General features: G+C 71.1%; 14 protein-coding genes. 4 read left to right on the forward strand and 10 right to left on the reverse strand.

Features of this window, described 5'->3' with window-relative positions:
- The first annotated feature begins 30 nt into the window (after positions 1-30).
- Positions 31-846 (forward strand): sortase, encoded by an 816-nt coding sequence (locus tag OG514_RS07100; protein WP_266891998.1) that lies wholly within the window; start codon positions 31-33, stop codon positions 844-846.
- Between the two features lie 33 nt (positions 847-879).
- Here OG514_RS07100 and OG514_RS07105 read toward each other — a convergent pair whose 3' ends face one another.
- The 3 genes from OG514_RS07105 to OG514_RS07115 form a co-directional block, all read right to left on the reverse strand.
- The gene (locus tag OG514_RS07105; protein ID WP_266892000.1) at positions 880-2,217 is read right to left on the reverse strand and encodes an esterase-like activity of phytase family protein; all 1,338 of its coding nucleotides are present in this window, start codon (positions 2,215-2,217) and stop codon (positions 880-882) included.
- A 140-nt stretch (positions 2,218-2,357) separates the two neighbouring features.
- Positions 2,358-3,260, reverse strand: a complete 903-nt coding sequence (locus tag OG514_RS07110) for a hypothetical protein (RefSeq protein ID WP_266892002.1) — start codon at positions 3,258-3,260, stop codon at positions 2,358-2,360.
- Positions 3,261-3,431: 171 nt separating this feature from the next.
- Positions 3,432-5,051 (reverse strand): DUF2079 domain-containing protein, encoded by a 1,620-nt coding sequence (locus OG514_RS07115; protein ID WP_266892004.1) that lies wholly within the window; start codon positions 5,049-5,051, stop codon positions 3,432-3,434.
- A 109-nt stretch (positions 5,052-5,160) separates the two neighbouring features.
- On the opposite strand from OG514_RS07115, the gene OG514_RS07120 reads away from it, so the two are divergent.
- The gene (locus OG514_RS07120; protein ID WP_266892006.1) at positions 5,161-6,315 is read left to right on the forward strand and encodes a winged helix DNA-binding domain-containing protein; all 1,155 of its coding nucleotides are present in this window, start codon (positions 5,161-5,163) and stop codon (positions 6,313-6,315) included.
- Between the two features lie 40 nt (positions 6,316-6,355).
- On the opposite strand, the gene OG514_RS07125 is transcribed toward OG514_RS07120, so the two are convergent.
- Genes OG514_RS07125 through kdpF form a run of 4 tightly spaced genes read right to left on the reverse strand, consistent with a single transcriptional unit; the run spans position 6,356 to position 10,954 of the window.
- A complete protein-coding gene (locus OG514_RS07125; protein ID WP_266892008.1) occupies positions 6,356-7,030 on the reverse strand; it encodes a potassium-transporting ATPase subunit C in 675 nt (224 codons plus the stop codon).
- 5 nt (positions 7,031-7,035) lie between these two features.
- On the reverse strand, positions 7,036-9,195 hold the full coding sequence (gene kdpB, locus OG514_RS07130; RefSeq protein WP_266892010.1) for a potassium-transporting ATPase subunit KdpB: 2,160 nt from the start codon (positions 9,193-9,195) through the stop codon (positions 7,036-7,038).
- Entirely contained in the window at positions 9,192-10,856 is a 1,665-nt protein-coding gene (kdpA, locus tag OG514_RS07135) for a potassium-transporting ATPase subunit KdpA (protein ID WP_266892011.1), read from the reverse strand. Before kdpA ends, kdpB begins: the two co-directional genes overlap by 4 nt.
- A gap of 8 nt (positions 10,857-10,864) precedes the next feature.
- Entirely contained in the window at positions 10,865-10,954 is a 90-nt protein-coding gene (gene kdpF / locus OG514_RS07140) for a K(+)-transporting ATPase subunit F (protein WP_266892013.1), read from the reverse strand.
- Positions 10,955-11,401: 447 nt separating this feature from the next.
- On the opposite strand from kdpF, the gene pucL reads away from it, so the two are divergent.
- Positions 11,402-12,319 carry a factor-independent urate hydroxylase gene (pucL, locus tag OG514_RS07145; protein ID WP_266892015.1) on the forward strand — a complete coding sequence of 306 codons (918 nt, stop codon included), beginning with the start codon at positions 11,402-11,404 and terminating at the stop codon, positions 12,317-12,319.
- 12 nt (positions 12,320-12,331) lie between these two features.
- Here pucL and crcB (OG514_RS07150) read toward each other — a convergent pair whose 3' ends face one another.
- Both crcB (OG514_RS07150) and crcB (OG514_RS07155) read right to left on the reverse strand, forming a co-directional pair.
- Positions 12,332-12,685, reverse strand: a complete 354-nt coding sequence (gene crcB / locus OG514_RS07150) for a fluoride efflux transporter CrcB (RefSeq protein WP_266892017.1) — start codon at positions 12,683-12,685, stop codon at positions 12,332-12,334.
- Positions 12,682-13,122, reverse strand: coding sequence for a fluoride efflux transporter CrcB (crcB, locus tag OG514_RS07155; protein WP_266892018.1), 441 nt, complete (start codon positions 13,120-13,122; stop codon positions 12,682-12,684). Before crcB (OG514_RS07155) ends, crcB (OG514_RS07150) begins: the two co-directional genes overlap by 4 nt.
- Before the next feature lie 363 nt (positions 13,123-13,485).
- On the opposite strand from crcB (OG514_RS07155), the gene OG514_RS07160 reads away from it, so the two are divergent.
- Entirely contained in the window at positions 13,486-14,748 is a 1,263-nt protein-coding gene (locus OG514_RS07160; protein WP_266892020.1) for a transposase, read from the forward strand.
- A 33-nt stretch (positions 14,749-14,781) separates the two neighbouring features.
- Here the strand turns inward: OG514_RS07160 and OG514_RS07165 are convergent, their stop codons facing one another.
- Complete coding sequence (locus tag OG514_RS07165; protein WP_266892022.1) at positions 14,782-16,812, reverse strand: helix-turn-helix domain-containing protein; 2,031 nt, start codon at positions 16,810-16,812, stop codon at positions 14,782-14,784.
- Positions 16,813-16,905: the final 93 nt, after the last annotated feature.

A 16,905-nucleotide genomic window follows, 5' to 3' on the forward strand; every position in this document is an offset into this window, starting at 1 on the left:
GGGGCGTGCCGAGTGGGTCATCCTTGGGGTATGGGTGCCAAGCGTGGTGGGTCCCTCCGGACGGGCGCGCGTGGCGGCCGGGGTTCCCGCTGGGCACTGGCCGCCGTTGTCGCCGCGGTCCTCGCCTTCGTCGCCGCGCTGGCCGGCTGCTCGGGCGGCGGGGAGAGCGGTAGCGGCAGCCGTACGTCCACGGGAGTGCACGGTCCGGCGTCGGCAGTGGTCCCCCCGGCCTCGTCACCGGTCCCGTCGGCCGCTCCCTCGGTCCCTTCCGTCGAGGCCCCTCCCCCCTCGCCCTCGGTCGCTCCGGCCGCCTCGCCCGTTCCCTCGCCCGGGGAGCCCGTCGTCGCCGAGATGTCGATACCGTCGATCGGGGTCGAGGACCTGGACGTCATGCCGTACGAGGGGACGACCGACGACCGCGCGGGTACCCGGATCCAGGATCGTGGCGTGGCGGCGAGTCCCTACGGCGAGCGCGGTGGCGTCGGGCCGGGCGGGATCGGCAACTATCTGGTGACCGCGCACCGGCTCTCGGCCGGCGGGCCGCTGCGTGAGCTGCCCTCGGTCGCGGTGGGGGACCTGGTGCACGTCACCGCCGAGGGCACCGTCTACACCTACGAGATCGTCGAGACCCGGTCCACGTCCTTCCGCTCGGCCCGCTCGCTCGCCGAGCAGCGGGCCGCGGTGCCGGGTGAGCCTGGCGAGAAGCCCACCCGGGCCATGATCACGCTCTCCACCTGCGCGACGCCGGAGGACAACGCGGCGGGCAACTTCTGGCGGGACGCCCAGCACAACCCCGAGCACCGGATAGACAAGATCGGCGTCCTGACCTCGACGCGGTCGGCGTGAGAGGACTTCGACTCCCGCCTCTGACGGCTGCGGTCAGCGGAGGCGGCGGGGCAGGTGGACGCGGACCAGGGTGGTGTCCACGTCGCTGTCGACCAGGCGGCCGTTCGCGTCGAAGGCCTCGGGGCCGTCCGTCATGCCGAAGTCGTTGTCGTTGAGGAGGACCAGGGTCGAGGAGCCCTCGACGGCGATGCCCTCGATCTTGCCGGGGACGCCCTTGACCGTGTTCAGGTCGACCACCAGGCGCTTGGTGAGGAACGGGCCGTCGGCGGCCGTGTCGTCGTCGAGCTGCTCCAGGGTCGGGGCGGCCGTGGTGTCCCAGGTGGTGCCGAGGATGTCCGAGCCGCGGCGGAGGCGTACCTCGTAGACGCGGGAGGACTTGTCCGTGCGCTCCTGGACGAGGAGGCGGTCGCCGCCCAACGCCACGACGGAGGAGATCTTCAGCTCGGACGTCTTCGTCTGGCCCGGCTCGACGACGCCGACCTGGTCGAAGCGGTACGCGTACTCCGCCGTGACCCGGTTCGCGCGGGTCGAGAAGCGCAGCAGGCGGGTGTTGCGGGAGTCCTCGCCGGACGCCTTGTCGGGGTTGAGCAGCGGGCTCTGGAGGGCCATGACCAGGTCGCCGCCGGGGAGCAGCGCGAGGCCCTCGAAGCCGCGGTTGCCCTTGCGCTTGAGGAAGACGGCCGGGAGGGACTCGATCACCGGGTAGTCGGCGCCGGTCAGGGCGAGGCCCTTGGGGACGTGGCGGGCGAGCACCCGACCCTTGGCGGAGACGTGCACCAGCGACGGGCCGTACTCGTCGACCAGCCAGAAGCTGCCGTCCCGGTCGCGTACGAGGCCCTCGGTGTCCAGGCCGTTCGCGTTGTACGGGAGCGGGGTCGTGGCGCTGTAGTCGTACGGGGCCTCGTCGCGGCCCGGCTGGTTGGGCAGACCCGTGACGGGCGCGCCGGAGGCCGTGGTGAGCGGGATCGACTTCAGCACCTGGATCCGGTCGCCGACCGCGCGGACCTTCACGATCGCCGGGTCGAAGCCGGGGACCGGGAACGTCCGCCGCTTGTCCTTGCCGACGGCTATCTGGCCGTTGGGGCCCCGGTCGGTGACCGTCCAGTACTCGCCGCGCCGCTCGGCCGGGTACAGGTCGCTGCCGATGCCGCCCAGGTCGACGTCCCGGTCGTCGTCGACGCTGCCGGGCAGCAGGCCGTTGCTGAAGGCGGCCAGCGGGATGTCCGGCAGGGTCGAGGTGGAGACGACCCGGGCGGCGGAGCCGTGCCGCGCGGGCTCCGCCTCGGCCGTACCCATGACCACCGAGAGCGCGAGCGCGGTGGACAGGGGCAGGACCACGGTGGCGGGCCGGCGCAGGAGGCGCGGAATCATCTGAACTCCCTTGAACACATGGAATGTCGCCCGTGGAGGCGCCTCATGGTCCAATTCCGGCCACAACGGCGGGCGTCGTGTTCGCGACGGTGAGGGGAGTCCTGGGTGAACGCGCGGCTCCGCCCGGGAAGAAACGGGGCTCAGTAGCGATCGAGGATCAGCTGCGTCTTGAGGATGTCCCCGTGGTACAGCCAGCCGTTGGCCTCGGCGACGGCGATGGCGTCGTCGTGCAGGTCGGCCGCGTCGGCGTGGGAGTCGGTCTTGAACGACAGCTCTACCACGTACTCCGTGCCCGTCCCGCCCGCCCCGACGACCGGCAGCACCTCGATGCTCGCGTCGTCCGAGGCGCCCCACGCTCCGCCGTACACCTTCGCCGTCACGGGGCCGTGCGCGCGGGAGGCCTGGAGGGTGGTCTTGCCCCAGGCCGCGCTGCGCCAGTCCTCCAGCTTGCCCGGGATGTCGTTGACCAGCCAGGTGCGGCCGGTCGTGCTCGTCGGCATCGCCGTGCCCGAGTAGCCCGTGGCGCTGTGGCTCTTCTCGGTGCTGAAGCTGAGTGTCTGCTTCGCGTAGCCCCAGTCGACCTCGGCGTCGTAGTTGGTGTCGCCGCTGTCGAAGCCGGCGGCGTTGGCCGTGGTGAGCGCGGCGTCGATGTTCCCGTCGGTGACCGGGAAGCGCTTCTTGTACGTCTCCTCGAACGAGGACCCGGACTTGTGACGGAGCCGGACGCTCCAGCCCTCGGCGTCGAGCGCCAGGGCGTCGGTGTCGTAGTAGCTGTAGGAGCGGGACTTGGCCGAACCGGTGATCCCGAAGGCCGACTTGACCGCCGAGGTCGGCGCGTGGGACGCGTCGAGCGCCGTCGCGGTGAGGTTGATCTTCACCTCGTACGTCGGGACGGCGTTGCTCGCGGCGTACGCCGGGGAGGTCGGGGCGAGGAGCGCGACGGCGACGGCGAGGGCGACGGCGGAACCGGCGGCGGCCGGGCGCGCGGCCCGCGCGGTGAACGTACCGGTGAACGTGCGGGCGAACGTACGGGTGAAGGTCATGCGGCGATGGTCACGAGGAAGAGTGAGAACCGCGTGTCTCCCGGAGGTGGGTTCGGTGAACCGGCGGCGTCGGGCCGACCCTTGCTCTCCCTGTCCCCCCGCCGCTCCCCTCGGTCCCTCCCCTCGGTCCCTCCCCCGGTCGCCTTCCCCCGGTCCCTCTCCTCCGTGCGGCTACCGCAGCAGGAGGCTCGTGCCCACGTCCCCGGGTACGGCCTCCCGGATCGGGGTGCTGTCCGGGCCCGGGATGCGCATACCGGGGATCGGTGTTCGGGTGGTGCGGTGGAGGAGGACCGTGCCGTCCTCCTGCCAGACCCGCGTGTAGCCGTGGGCGAGGAGGAGTTCGACCTGCCGGCGCTGGTCCTCGGTGGAGACGAAGGGGAAGGTGCGGTCCTTCACCCGGAGGAGGAACCAGTCGGCGCCGCGCGGGGTCCCGTCGGCGATGACCACGTGCGTACGGGCCGTCAGGCGGGGCGCGATGGTGTTGTCCACCTCCACCGTCGCGCCGTCCGGGATGAGTTCGGCGGCCGTGGCGAGGGGGCGTTTGTCCGGGGAGGGCTGCCAGAAGTCCGGGCGGACGAGGAGGCCGAGGCCGAGACCGACGGCGGCCGCCGAGGAGAGGGCGATCCCCGCGATCGCCCACCGGCGGGACAGGATTCCCCACTTCCGGTGCAGCCGCCCCAGCGTTTCGAGCGCCGCCGTCAGGAGGATCGGCCACAGGAAGGCGTCGTAGTGGTTGATCACGGGCCAATGGTTCGGGTTGTCCGAGAGGACCCGTTCCGCGAGGAGCGGTAAGGCGAGCAGGAACGTCGGGGAGCCCAGCGGGAGCAGGGCCAGGGTGCCCAGGATCCAGGCCACCATGGCGACCTTCACCACCGGGGTGACAGCGACCTGGAGCAGCACCCACGGCTCGGTGAGGACATGGGCCAGGGCGGCGCCCGGGTCGGCGCCGAGGCTGCCGTACGACCAGTAGTAGCCCTCGGGGCCGCCCATCGCGGGCAGGAACCAGCTGATCACCACGGCGGACACCAGCGGTCCGGCCAGGGCCAGCCCGACCCCCGTGATCCTGCCGGTGCGGTGGCCCGCGCGATGGGCCCGTACCGCCAGGACCAGGCCGAAGGCGCCGACGACGAGGCCCATGTCCTCCTTGGCCGTGCACAGCAGCGCCGCCCAGCAGGCCGCCGCGCCGTACCGGTGGGCGAGGCCCCGTTCCAGCATGAGGAGGGTGAACGGGACGGCGAAGGCCACCTCGTGGAAGCCGTTGTACGAGGCGTTCAGGAGCGGCCATCCCAGGGCGTACACCAGGCCGCCGAGGTCCGCCGCCCTCCGTACCGTGCGCGGGTCCGCGCCCGCGAAGCAGTGGCGGGCGATGCGGCGTACCACCGGCACGCCCACCGCGAACAACGCGGCCTGCGCGAAGACCAGGACCCGCGGGTCGTCCCACACCCAGTACAGCGGCGCGAGCAGGGCCAACGCCGGGGTGAAGTGGTCGCCGAGGAGGGAGAAACCGGGCGGGAACTCGTGGTGCACGTTCTTGATCGGCGACCTCGGCAGCTCGAAGTGCGCGTACGCGCGGACCGCCTGGTCGAAGATGCCGAGGTCGAAGCCGGTGAGCCGCATGGCCGTCCAGGACTGCAGCCCGAGGCCGCAGCAGACGAGGAAGCAGAGGACGGTGAGGGCGATCCCCCTGCGCGGCGCCCCGCGCCCACGTGACGCGGCCTCGCCGCTCCCCTGAACCCTTGATGCGGCATCCGGACCGGCTTGAGGAACGACCGGCGTACGCGGGTGTGGCACGCGGGCCGTTTCCTCCGGCTGCGGTCGTACGGGTGTGCGCGTCGATATCTCCCCCATGGCCAAGACCCTACGGTGTGTGTTCGACGCCCCGGGGAGGGAGAATCGCGCCATGGTGATCAGCGCGCGCGCCCTCAACCGTTCCACCCTGGCCCGGCAGTTGCTGCTCGACCGGGTGCCGATCGGTGTCGAGGACGCCGTACGGCGGGTGGTGGCACTGCAGGCGCAGCAACCCGGTTCGCCCTACGTGGCGTTGTGGAACCGAGTGGCGGACTTCGATCCGGCGCGGCTCGACAAGGCCGTGGCGGGCTTCGAGTTGGTCCGGTCGACCCTGATGCGGCTCACGCTGCATCTGGTGCACGCCGAGGACTACCGGGCCTTCCGGGAGGCCATGGAGCCGACGCTGCGCGGTTCGCGGCTCCATGACCCTCGGTTCACGGCGGCGGGGTTCACGGCCGCCGACGCCGACGCGCTGCTGCCCGATCTCCTGGCGTACGCCGGGGAGTCGACGCGGACCGGGGCCCAGATGCGGGAGCGTCTCGAAGCGGCGCGGGGCGGGCCGGTGGAGGCGGTGGTGTGGCGGATGATCCGGCAGTACGCGCCGCTGTGGCACGCGCCGACCGGGCCGCCGTGGTCGTTCGGGGCGGCGCAGGCGTTCGTGACGGCGAGCACGCCGCTGCCGGTGCTGGGCGATCCGGAGGCGGCGACGGCGGGACTCGCCGTGCTGATCCGGCGCTATCTGGAGGGCTTCGGGCCCGCGTCCGTACCCGACATGGCGCAGTTCACGCTGGCGCCGCGAGGGAAGGTGCGCGAGGCGGTACGGCTGCTCGACGGCGACCTGGAGCAGGTGGAGGGGCCCGACGGGACCGTGCTCTACGACGTACCCGGGGCGGTCCTGCCCGACGAGGACGTCCCGGCACCGCCCCGGCTGATGGCGATGTGGGACAGCGTCCTGTTGGCCTACGCGGACCGCAGCCGCGTGATCCCGGCCGAGTACCGCAAGCACGTGATCCGCGTGAACGGCGACACGCTCCCGACACTGCTCGTCGACGGGTACGTGGCCGGCGTCTGGCGTCCCGTCGAGGGAGGCATCGAGGCCTCGGCCTTCCACCCGCTGCCCGCCCGGGTCTGGGCGGAACTCGCGAGCGAGGCCGAGGCACTCGACGGCTTCCTCGCCGCCCGGGACCGCCGCGTCTACAGCCGCTACGACCACTGGTGGGTCAAGGGGCTCCCGGTGGCCGAGACCCGGGTGCTCCCGGGGGCCTGACCGACACGGTTCAGCCACCGGGGCTCCCGGCAGGGGGTGTTCAGCCCTTCGCCGTCGCCAACTGCTTGAGGGCGATGTTGAGCTGGAGGACGTTGACGCGGGGTTCGCCGATGAAGCCGAGGATGCGGTCGTCGGTGTGGTCGGCGACCAGTTTGTCGACCGCCGCGACGGTGAGGTGGTTCTTCTCCGCGATGCGGTGGACCTGGAGTTTCGCGTACTCCGGGGAGATGTGCGGGTCCAGGCCGGAGCCCGAGGAGGTGACGGCCTCGGCCGGCACGTCCGACGGCTTCACCTTGTAGTCGGCCGTCGAGTTGTCCTTGATCACGGCCGCCTTGGCGTCCTTCACCCACTGGATCAGGTCCTCGTTGTCGCCCGAGCGGTTCGTGGCGCCGGACAGGATGATCGAGTACTGGGTGTTGACGCTGTTGGAGCCCAGGCCGTTCGACGGGCGCGGCTGGAACCACTTCAGGTCCGGGGCGGCGGTCTCCTCGCCCTCCTTCAACGGCAGGTTGTAGGTCTGGCCGATCAGTTCCGAGCCGACGACCTTCCCACCCGCGTCCTTGATCTCGGAGCCGTTGGCCTTGCCGGGGAAGGCCACTTGGGCGATCCCTGTGACGGCCAGCGGGTAGAGGACACCGCACACGACGGTCAGGACGAGCAGGGCGCGGAGGCCGGCCCAGAGCAGACGTCCGGTGCTTCCTACGGAGTTGTTCATGATCGTCAGCCGATTCCGGGGATGAAGGAGATGAGGAAGTCGATGATCTTGATGCCGATGAACGGGGCGACCAGGCCGCCCAGGCCGTAGATCCCCAGGTTCCGGCGGAGCATCGAGTCCGCACTGCTCGGCCGGTAGCGCACGCCCTTCAGGGCGAGCGGGACGAGGGCCACGATGATCAGGGCGTTGAAGATGACCGCGGAGAGGATCGCCGACTCGGGCGAGGAGAGGCCCATGATGTTGAGCTTGTCGAGCGAGGGGTAGGCGACGGCGAACATCGCGGGGATGATCGCGAAGTACTTCGCCACGTCGTTGGCGATGGAGAACGTCGTCAACGCACCCCGGGTGATCAGGAGTTGCTTGCCGATCTCGACGATCTCGATGAGCTTGGTCGGGTTGGAGTCGAGGTCGACCATGTTGCCGGCCTCCTTCGCGGCCGACGTGCCCGTGTTCATCGCCACACCGACGTCCGCCTGCGCGAGCGCGGGCGCGTCGTTCGTACCGTCACCGGTCATCGCGACCAGCTTCCCACCCGCCTGCTCCCGCTTGATGAGCGCCATCTTGTCCTCGGGTGTCGCCTCCGCGAGGAAGTCGTCGACACCCGCCTCCTCGGCGATCGCCTTCGCGGTCAGCGGGTTGTCACCCGTGATCATGACCGTCTTGATGCCCATACGACGCAGCTCGTCGAACCGCTCCCGCATGCCCTCCTTGACGACGTCCTTCAGGTGGATGACACCCAGGACCCGCGCGCCCTCGCCGTCCTCCAGAGCCACAAGCAGCGGCGTGCCACCAGCCTGGGAAATCCGGTCCGTGAGCGCCTGCGCGTCCTCGGAGACACTGCCGCCCCGCTCCTTCACCCACGCCACGACCGAACCGGTCGCGCCCTTGCGGACCTTCCTGCCGTCCACGTCCACGCCCGACATCCGGGTCTGCGCCGTGAACTCGACCCACTCGGCGCCGGACAGCTCGCCCTGGTGGCGCTCCCGCAGGCCGTACTTCTCCTTCGCCAGGACCACGATCGAGCGGCCCTCGGGCGTCTCGTCCGCGAGGGACGACAGCTGGGCGGCGTCGGCCAGTTCGGCCTCCGTCGTCCCGGCGACCGGGGCGAACTCCGAGGCCTGCCGGTTGCCGAGCGTGATCGTGCCCGTCTTGTCCAGGAGCAGTGTCGACACGTCACCGGCCGCTTCGACCGCACGCCCCGACATCGCCAGGACGTTGCGCTGGACCAGCCGGTCCATGCCCGCGATGCCGATCGCGGAGAGCAGCGCGCCGATGGTCGTCGGGATCAGACAGACGAGGAGTGCCGTGAGGACGATCAGTGACGTCTGCTTGTCGGCGCCCGCGTAGATCGCGAACGGCTTCAGGGTGACGACGGCGAGCAGGAAGACGATCGTCAGCGAGGCGAGCAGGATGTTGAGCGCGATCTCGTTCGGCGTCTTCTGTCGGGCCGCGCCCTCGACGAGGCTGATCATCCGGTCGATGAAGGTCTCACCGGGCTTCGTCGTGATCCTCACGACGATCCGGTCGGAGAGGACCTTCGTACCGCCCGTCACCGCGCACCGGTCGCCACCCGATTCGCGGATGACGGGGGCCGATTCGCCCGTGATCGCGGACTCGTCGACCGACGCGACGCCCTCGACGACGTCCCCGTCGCCGGGGATGATGTCGCCGGCCTCGCAGACCACCAGGTCGCCGATGCGGAGCTCGGTGCCGGGCACCTGCTCCTCGCCCGAGCCGATTCCCGAGCCCGAGCCGACGCCCGAGCCGATTCCCGAGCCGGTACCCAAGCCGGTGATCCTGCGGGCGACGGTGTCGGTCTTGGCCTTGCGCAGGGTGTCGGCCTGCGCCTTGCCGCGGCCCTCGGCCACCGCCTCCGCCAGGTTGGCGAAGATCGTCGTCAGCCACAGCCAGGCCGTGATCGCCCAGCCGAACCAGTCCCCCGGGTTCTTCACCGCGAGCACCGTGGTGACGATCGAGCCGATCAACACCACGAACATGACAGGGGACTTGACCATGACTCGCGGGTCGAGCTTCCTGATCGCGTCCGGGAAGGACGTGACCAGCTGCTTCGGGTCGAACAGTCCGCCGCCGACGCGTCCGGCCTCGGATGGCCGGCCGCTGGGTGCCTCCGGCTGCGGAGGCCGGGTGGGAGTGATGGTGCTCATGCTGCGAGCCCTTCGGCGAGCGGTCCCAGCGCGAGGGCCGGGAAGTAGGTGAGACCGGTGATGATGAGGATCGTGCCGACCAACAGGCCCGTGAACAGCGGCTTCTCCGTGCGCAGGGTGCCCGCCGTCTCCGGCACCGGTGTCTGCTCGGCCAGCGAGCCCGCCAGCGCGAGCACGAACACCATCGGCAGGAACCGGCCGAGCAGCATCGCGATGCCGATGGTCGAGTTGAACCACTGCGTGTCCGCGTTCAGCCCCGCGAACGCCGAACCGTTGTTGTTCGCACCCGAGGTGTAGGCGTAGAGGATCTCCGAGAAGCCGTGCGCGCCGGAGTTCGTCATCGAGTGCGACGGTGTGTCCAGCGCCATCGCGACCGCCGTGAAGCCGAGGACGAGGGCGGGGGTGACGAGGATGTAGCAGGCCGCGAACTTGATCTCGCGGGTGCCGATCTTCTTGCCCAGGTACTCCGGGGTGCGGCCGACCATCAGCCCGGCGATGAACACCGCGATGACCGCCATGATCAGCATGCCGTAGAGGCCGGAGCCGACACCGCCGGGCGCGATCTCGCCCAGCTGCATGCCCAGCATCGTGACCCCGCCGCCGAAACCGGTGTACGAGGAGTGGAAGGAGTTCACCGCGCCCGTGGAGGTCAGCGTGGTGGCGACCGCGAAGATCGACGAACCGCCGATGCCGAACCGGGTCTCCTTGCCCTCCATCGCACCGCCGGCGAGGTCGAACGCCGGACCGTGGTGGGCGAACTCGGTCCACATCATCAGCGCGGTGAAGCCGAGCCAGATGGTGGCCATCGTGCCGAGGATCGCGTACCCCTGCTTGAGCGAGCCGACCATGCGGCCGAACGTCCGCGTCAGGGCGAAGGGGATGACGAGGATCAGGTAGATCTCGAAGAGGTTGGAGAGACCGTTGGGGTTCTCGAAGGGGTGGGCCGAGTTGGCGTTGAAGTAGCCGCCGCCGTTCGTGCCCAGCTCCTTGATGACCTCCTGCGAGGCCACCGCCCCGCCGTTCCACTGCTGCGTCCCGCCCATGAACTGGCCGACCTCGTGGATGCCGGCGAAGTTCTGGATCGCGCCACACGCGACCAGCACCAGCGCGCCGATCACCGAGATCGGGAGCAGGATGCGGACCGTGCCCCGGACCAGATCGGTCCAGAAGTTGCCCAGCTCACCGGTACGCGACCGGGCGAAGCCGCGGACCAGGGCGACCGCGACCGCGATGCCCACCGCGGCCGACACGAAGTTCTGCACCGCCAGGCCACCGGTCTGCACGACGTGGCCCATGGCCTGCTCGCCGTAGTACGACTGCCAGTTGGTGTTCGCCACGAACGACGCGGCCGTGTTGAACGCCTGGTCCGGGTCGATCTGCACGAATCCCAGCGAGCCGGGCAGCGAACCCTGCACCCGCTGCAGCAGATACAGGAAGAGGACACTCACCGCGGAGAAGGCCAGGACACCGCGCAGATAGGCGGGCCAGCGCATCTCCACCGACGGATTCGCGCCGATGCCCTTGTAGATCCACTTCTCGACGCGCAGATGCCTGTCGGAGGAGTAGACCCTGGCCATGTGGTCACCCAGCGGGCGGTACGACAGGCCGAGCGCCACAAGGAGGGCGAGGAGCTGGAGCACTCCAGCAAGAACGGGACTCATGGTCGTACTCAGAACCTCTCGGGCTTGACGAGGGCGAGGACGAGATATCCCAGCAGGGCGGCGGCCACGACGAGACCGACGATGTTCTCGGCACTCACAGCTTGGCCACCCCCTTGGCGACAAGAGCCACCAGCGCGAAGACCGCGATCGTGGTGACGACGAAGGCCACGTCGGCCATCGTGAGCTCCCGGATGCAGGAAGAAGGAAGAACGGATTCTCGGACGAGATGAGGAAACCTCTCCTCAGGCCGCTCGCCGCCTCCGTTGACGTGCCCCTAACGCCGCTAATGCCCGTCTTGACGCTTCCCCTACGCGAAGCCTTGCCTGCTACCGGCCCGTCCCCCACCCGCCCCCTCCCCATTGCCAGTGGCCGGAAGGGGACATATCTTCGAGCGAAACCTACGGACCGGGATGCTCGTCAGTCCCGGGGCGGCCCGCCGTTCACGGGTCGGACGGCGGGGAGCGGACCCTCAGGGACGACGGGGGCGCTGGACGCCGGGCGTACGGGATATCCGTATCCACGTACCCGCAGGAGCTGAGCAGCACATGAGCAAGCACGTCCTGGCACAGAACCAGTACGGCAAGGCCGAGAACCGCATCGTCACGGTCACCCGCAAGGGCGACGACGGCGCGTGGCACGAGATCCGCGATCTGAACGTGTCGGTGGCGCTGCGCGGTGAGTACCGCGACGTCCATCTGACCGGCGACAACGGCAACTGCCTGCCGACCGACACCACCAAGAACACGGTCTACGCCTTCGCCAAGGAGCACGGCGTGGCCTCCCCCGAGGCCTTCGGCATCCTCCTCGCCCGGCACTTCGTGACCTCGCAGCCGGTGATCCACGAGGCGCAGATCCGGGTGGAGGAGTACGCCTGGGAGCGGATCTCGGTACCCACGCGCAAGGAGCAGCACTCCTTCGTCCGCAAGGGCCAGGAGGTCCGCACCGCGCAGATCACCTACTCGGAGAACACCGGTCTCCAGGTCCTCTCTGGTCTCAAGGACCTCACCGTCATGAACTCGACGAACTCCGAGTTCCACGGCTTCATCAAGGACAAGTACACGACGCTCCAGGAGGCGTACGACCGGATCCTCGCCACCAAGGTCACCGCCCGCTGGGCGAACTCGGCCCCGGCGGCGGCGGACGAGGAGCACGACTGGGACCGCTCGTACCAGAAGGTGCGCCGGCACATGCTGGAGGCGTTCGCGGAGACGTACAGCTACTCGCTCCAGCAGACCCTGCACGCGATGGCCGACCGGGTCCTGGACAACGTCTCCACGGTCAACGAGGTGCGGCTCAACCTGCCGAACAAGCACCACTTCCTGGTGGACCTGGAGCCCTTCGGGCTGAAGAACGGCAACGAGGTGTACTTCGCCGCGGACCGGATGTACGGCCTGATCGAGGGCACCATCCACCGTGACGGCGTGCAGCCGGTGATCGCGACCAGCGACTGGATCACCGCCTGAGGCCTGCCCCGCTCACAGCAGCCCGGCCGTCCGGACTCCCAGCCATACGGCTCCGAGCCCGGCGGCCAGGCTCCCGGCCACGTTGAGCGCCGCGTACCCCTTCGTCCCGTCCTCGTACAGCTTCAGCGTCTCGTACGAGAAGGTCGAATAGGTGGTCAGCGCCCCGCAGAGGCCCGTGCCGAGCAGCAGGTGGACATGGGCCGACGCCACCCCGGTGAGCAGTCCGAGCACGAACGAGCCGACGACGTTCACCGTGAACGTGCCCCAGGGGAATCCCGGGCCGAACCGGGCCCGCAGCACACGGTCCGCGGCGTAGCGCAGGGGCGCGCCGACGGCGGCTCCGGCGACGACGAGCAGCCAGTTCACGCCCGCCTCGCCCTCAGCCGTACGACCCTGGTGCCGGTGACTCCGGCCCAGACGGCGGCGAGCGCGGTGATCACGGTCCCGCCCAGGTAGAGCAGGCCGCGCGTCGGGTCGCCGGCGCTCAGCAGCCGCTCCGTTTCGAGGCCGTACGTCGAGAAGGTGGTGAACCCGCCGCAGAATCCCGTGCCCAGGAAGGGGCGGAGGAGGGGGTGCGGGGGCTCGGACGACCACTCGGTCGCCTGCTCCGTCGGTCTCTCCGTGAGGAGGACCATCAGCACGCCGAGGAGTGCGCAACCGGCCACGTTCACCGTGAACGTCGTCCAGGGGAAGGCGCCCTCGGGGGTCGGCCAGAGCAGCCCCGCGCCGTAGCGGGCGGTCGCGCCGAGCGCGCCGCCGACGGCCACCACCGCGACGACCGGCAGTTCCGCGCGCAGCCCCATGGCCGTAAGCCTACGAGGGACGGATCAAGGCGAGGCGCACAGGCGCGGCCCCCGGCCTGGGGCATTAACCGGGGTCCGGCCTGTGCAGCCTCGCTCTGCGATGGTCCGGCCACGCCCTGCGACGGGTCAAAGCGGGGCCGCCGAGTGTGTCAGATCCCCTGCGGGGTATTCCGGAGGGCCATGGCTGGGCACCGTGCGGGGCGGGTGGAGACGGCTGTGACCTGCGACGACACGGCGGGAGGTGGTCCGGCCACCATCCGGCGGCCGATTCGGGTGCCGGGTACACCTCGTCCCCGGGAGTGGTGACGGGCGACGGTGGTGGAGCAGCGGGAGGGAGCTGCGCAACCTTCGGGCAGGAGTGTCGTGAGTACATCCGTCGCAATCAAGCGCAGGGCCGTCACCGGGGCTGTTCCTCCGGCTGTCCCCCTGGGCGTCGTCAGGTCCGTCGGCGAGGCCGGCTCGCGCGAGGACGTCTACGCCGAGCTGTGTGCCGCGCTGTTCTCCGGCTTCCCGCGCCGTGACCAGCGTCTGAAGGCCGAGCAGTACCTGCACGGCCTGCTCACCGCGCAGGGCCGCAAGTCCATCCGTAACATCGCCGCTCAGATAGGCGGTCCGGCCGCCGAACAGAGCCTGCACCACTTCGTGTCCAGCTCCACCTGGGACTGGCAGCCGATGCGGGCGTCGCTCGCCCGGTACCTGGAACGGAACAGCTGCCCGCAGGCCTGGGTGGTACGGCCGATGCCGATACCGAAGGCCGGGGAGCACTCGGTGGGTGTGGACCGGCGGTTCGACCCGGAGCGCGGGCAGGTCTTCCACGGCCAGCAGGCGTTCGGCGTGTGGTTCGCGAGCGACGAGCTGAGCGTCCCCGTCAACTGGCGGCTGTTCCTGCCGGACCCCTGGGTGAACGACCGCACGCGGCGCGACCGCGCGGAGGTTCCCCAGGAGGCCGGCGAGGAGACCCTGGAGGAGTGCGCGGTCGCGGCGGCGCTCGACACCGCCCGCTGGTCGGACGTGACCCGCAAGCCGGTGCTGCTCGACATCCGGGGCGGCGCGGGGCGGGCGGCCCTGACCCGGCTCGCCGGTGCGGGGGTGCCGGTCGTGGCACGGATCGGTCCGGGTTCCCGGCTGGCGATCGCCGACCGTTCGCTGCCCGGCTTCGGGGCGGGTCCGCTGTCGGCGCTCCAGATCCTGGAGTCCCTCAAGGGCCTGCGCAGGCCGGTGAGCTGGGTGGACACGGTGGCCGGTGCGCGGACCTCGCGGACCTCGCTCGCCACGGCTGTCCGGGTGGCGCTGCCCACGCCGGGCGGGGAGCGGATGCGTCCGCTGGTGCTGCTCGGCGAGTGGGACGACCCGCGGCGGCCCCCGGCCCGGGTGTGGATCAGCGATCTGACCGGTTCGCCGGTCGGCTCGCTGCTGCGGCTGACGAAGCTGGCCCGCCGGGTGGAGCGGGACTTCGTGGAGGTCGGTGAGGGGGCGGGGCTCCGGGACTTCGTGGGCCGTTCGTTCCGCGGCTGGCACCGGCACATCACGCTTGCCTCGGCGGCCCACGCGGCGACGGCCATGTCGTCCACCGACTGGGAGGCGTCCTACGGCTCCGGTTACGGATCGGGGCGTACGGCGAGCTGACCCGTCCGGGCCATCGGGTGCCGCGCTCCGGCGTCAGGCACCGCGCTCCGGCGGACCCGGCAGCGGTCGGACCGGGTCCGTCGTGGCGCGGCCCCTGGCCAGGACCTCCCGGGTGCGCTGGAGGCGCAGTGCCAGCTGGACCTCCAGGACCTGGCCCGGTTTCTGCCACTCGGGGCCGAGGAGTTCACCGATGCGTTCCAGGCGGCGCGAGACCGTGTTGGGGTGGACGTGGAGCGCCTCGGCCGCGTTCGTGGGGCTGCCGCCGGAGGCGAAGTACGCCTCCAGGGTGTGGGTGAGGTCGGTGAACCGCTCGGCGTCGTAGTCGAGTACGGGCCCGATCGCCGCCTCGACGAAGCCGTCGACGTCGTTGTCGTCGGAGAGCAGCAGCCCGAGGAAGCCCAGGTCCTGCACGGAGGCCGCCGAGCCGGTGCCGCCGAGCGCGCTCATCGCGTCGAGGCAGCGTCCGGCCTCCTGGTGCATCCGGGCGACGCCGTCCGGGCTCCAGCCGGGGCCGGCGGCGGCGACGGAGACGGGGTGTCCGAGCAGCGGGGACAGTTCCGCGGCGACGGCCTTGGCGGCGGCCGAGGCGTCGATGCCCGGGAGGAGCAGCACGATGCAGCCCCCCTGCACGGTCTTCAGCCCGGTCAGCCGGTACGCGTACGAGGACGCCCACACCACGGCCCTGCCCTGTTCGCCGCCCTCCGGTCGCGCGAGCACGAGGACGTGCGGTTTGCGCAGGTCGACGCCGAGGCGGCGGGCGCGCTGGGCGATCTGCTGGGGTGCGTGCGGCGGGTCGGCGATGAGGTCGTCGAGGAGTTCGTCGCGGACGGGTCCTTCGGCGACGGCGGTGGAGCGGCGCATGAGGAGGAGGAAGGCGACGGACTGGGCGGCGAGTTCGAGGAGCCGCTCGTCCTCGCCGGTGAGGCCGCCGGCGGCGCGGATGACGAGGCCGCCGAGGTCCTCGGAGCCGGCGATGACGGGGGCGACCCAGGTGTCGTCGTCGGCGAGGACCGGGCGGCGGCGGGCGTGCGCGTCGAGCGAGGCCTTGGCGACGGCCTCCTCGTCGAAGCCGGGTATGTCACCGGCGGTGGCGAGGGACTGGCCGCCCTGGTCGCGGATCATCACGGTCGCGTCGAGGGCGTCGGCGGCGGCCTTGGCGACGCTGCCCAGGTCGCCGCCCGCGAGGACGAGGTTCATGATGCGGCCGTGGGCCTCGCTGACGTGCCGCATCCGGGTGAGGCTGGTGCGGACCCGGGAGCTGTCCCGTTCGAGTTCGGAGACCTCGGCCCGAGTGCGGTCGAGGAGCCCGGCCTTCTCGACGGCGAGTGCGGCGAGGTCGGCGAGGGCGGAGAGGAGTCCGATCTCCTCGGCGGTGTGCTCGCGGACGCGCCGGTCGGCGCCGTGGAGTACGCCGATCACGGTGTCGCCGCTGCGCAGCGGCGCGGCCATGATCGCGTGCAGGTCCTCGGTGCGCAGGGCCGCTTCGGCGGCCTCGTCGAAGGCCGGTGCGTGGACGCCCGCGTCGAGGGAGCCGGAGGGGGCGAAGCGTTCGTCGGCGAGGTAGTCGGCGGTCCAGACGGGTTCGCCGTGCAGCTGGACGGCGCCGGCCAGCCCGTACCCCTCGGCGATCCTGAGTCCGGGCGCGAGCCGCGGGCCGTCGGCGCGGCCGGGGCGGGAGCCCTCGGTGGTGTGGACGTAGCAGGCTCCGTGCGGGCCGCGCAGGGTCACGTACGCGAGGTCGAGGCCGAGGAGCCGGCGGGCGCGGCGGGTGATGACGCGCAGCAGGCTGTCGAGGTCGTACGAGAAGGTCAGGTCGCGGGCGGTGTCGGTGAGGGTGGCGAGCCCGGCCTCGCGGCGCGCGTCCTGCTCGCGTCCGGCGTTGACCTCGGCGGCGAGTGCGACGGCCCGTTCGAGGCGGTCGCGTTCCCCGTCGGCGAGTCCGGAGAGCCGGGCCTCGTCGAGGAGGCCGTCGAAGTCGGTGGCCGGGGCCCGGCGGGCGAGCAGTTCGAGGACCGTGAGCAGCGCGTCGGCACCACCGGCTCCGTCCGCGCCGTGCAACGTCATGGCCCCAACCCCCGTAGTCGAGCGAAATCGGGCACCTAGGAGGAAACCCGCACTGCTCGCCGAAACTAATTCGGCTTCGGGAGTCGGTCAACG

Origin of the sequence: Streptomyces sp. NBC_00572, assembly GCF_026341815.1 — a bacterium.
Classification (GTDB): Bacteria; Actinomycetota; Actinomycetes; order Streptomycetales; family Streptomycetaceae; genus Streptomyces.

What these genes read in the sequence shown, in the direction of transcription:
- OG514_RS07165 (WP_266892022.1), bottom strand. Translation starts at nt 16,812, where the DNA reads ATGACGTTGCACGGCGCGGACGGAGCCGGTGGTGCCGACGCGCTGCTC.
- OG514_RS07100 (WP_266891998.1), top strand. Translation starts at nt 31, where the DNA reads ATGGGTGCCAAGCGTGGTGGGTCCCTCCGGACGGGCGCGCGTGGCGGC.
- OG514_RS07125 (WP_266892008.1), bottom strand. Translation starts at nt 7,030, where the DNA reads ATGAACAACTCCGTAGGAAGCACCGGACGTCTGCTCTGGGCCGGCCTC.
- pucL (WP_266892015.1), top strand. Translation starts at nt 11,402, where the DNA reads ATGAGCAAGCACGTCCTGGCACAGAACCAGTACGGCAAGGCCGAGAAC.
- OG514_RS07105 (WP_266892000.1), bottom strand. Translation starts at nt 2,217, where the DNA reads ATGATTCCGCGCCTCCTGCGCCGGCCCGCCACCGTGGTCCTGCCCCTG.
- crcB (WP_266892018.1), bottom strand. Translation starts at nt 13,122, where the DNA reads ATGGGGCTGCGCGCGGAACTGCCGGTCGTCGCGGTGGTGGCCGTCGGC.
- OG514_RS07110 (WP_266892002.1), bottom strand. Translation starts at nt 3,260, where the DNA reads ATGACCTTCACCCGTACGTTCGCCCGCACGTTCACCGGTACGTTCACC.
- kdpA (WP_266892011.1), bottom strand. Translation starts at nt 10,856, where the DNA reads ATGAGTCCCGTTCTTGCTGGAGTGCTCCAGCTCCTCGCCCTCCTTGTG.
- kdpB (WP_266892010.1), bottom strand. Translation starts at nt 9,195, where the DNA reads ATGAGCACCATCACTCCCACCCGGCCTCCGCAGCCGGAGGCACCCAGC.
- OG514_RS07120 (WP_266892006.1), top strand. Translation starts at nt 5,161, where the DNA reads ATGGTGATCAGCGCGCGCGCCCTCAACCGTTCCACCCTGGCCCGGCAG.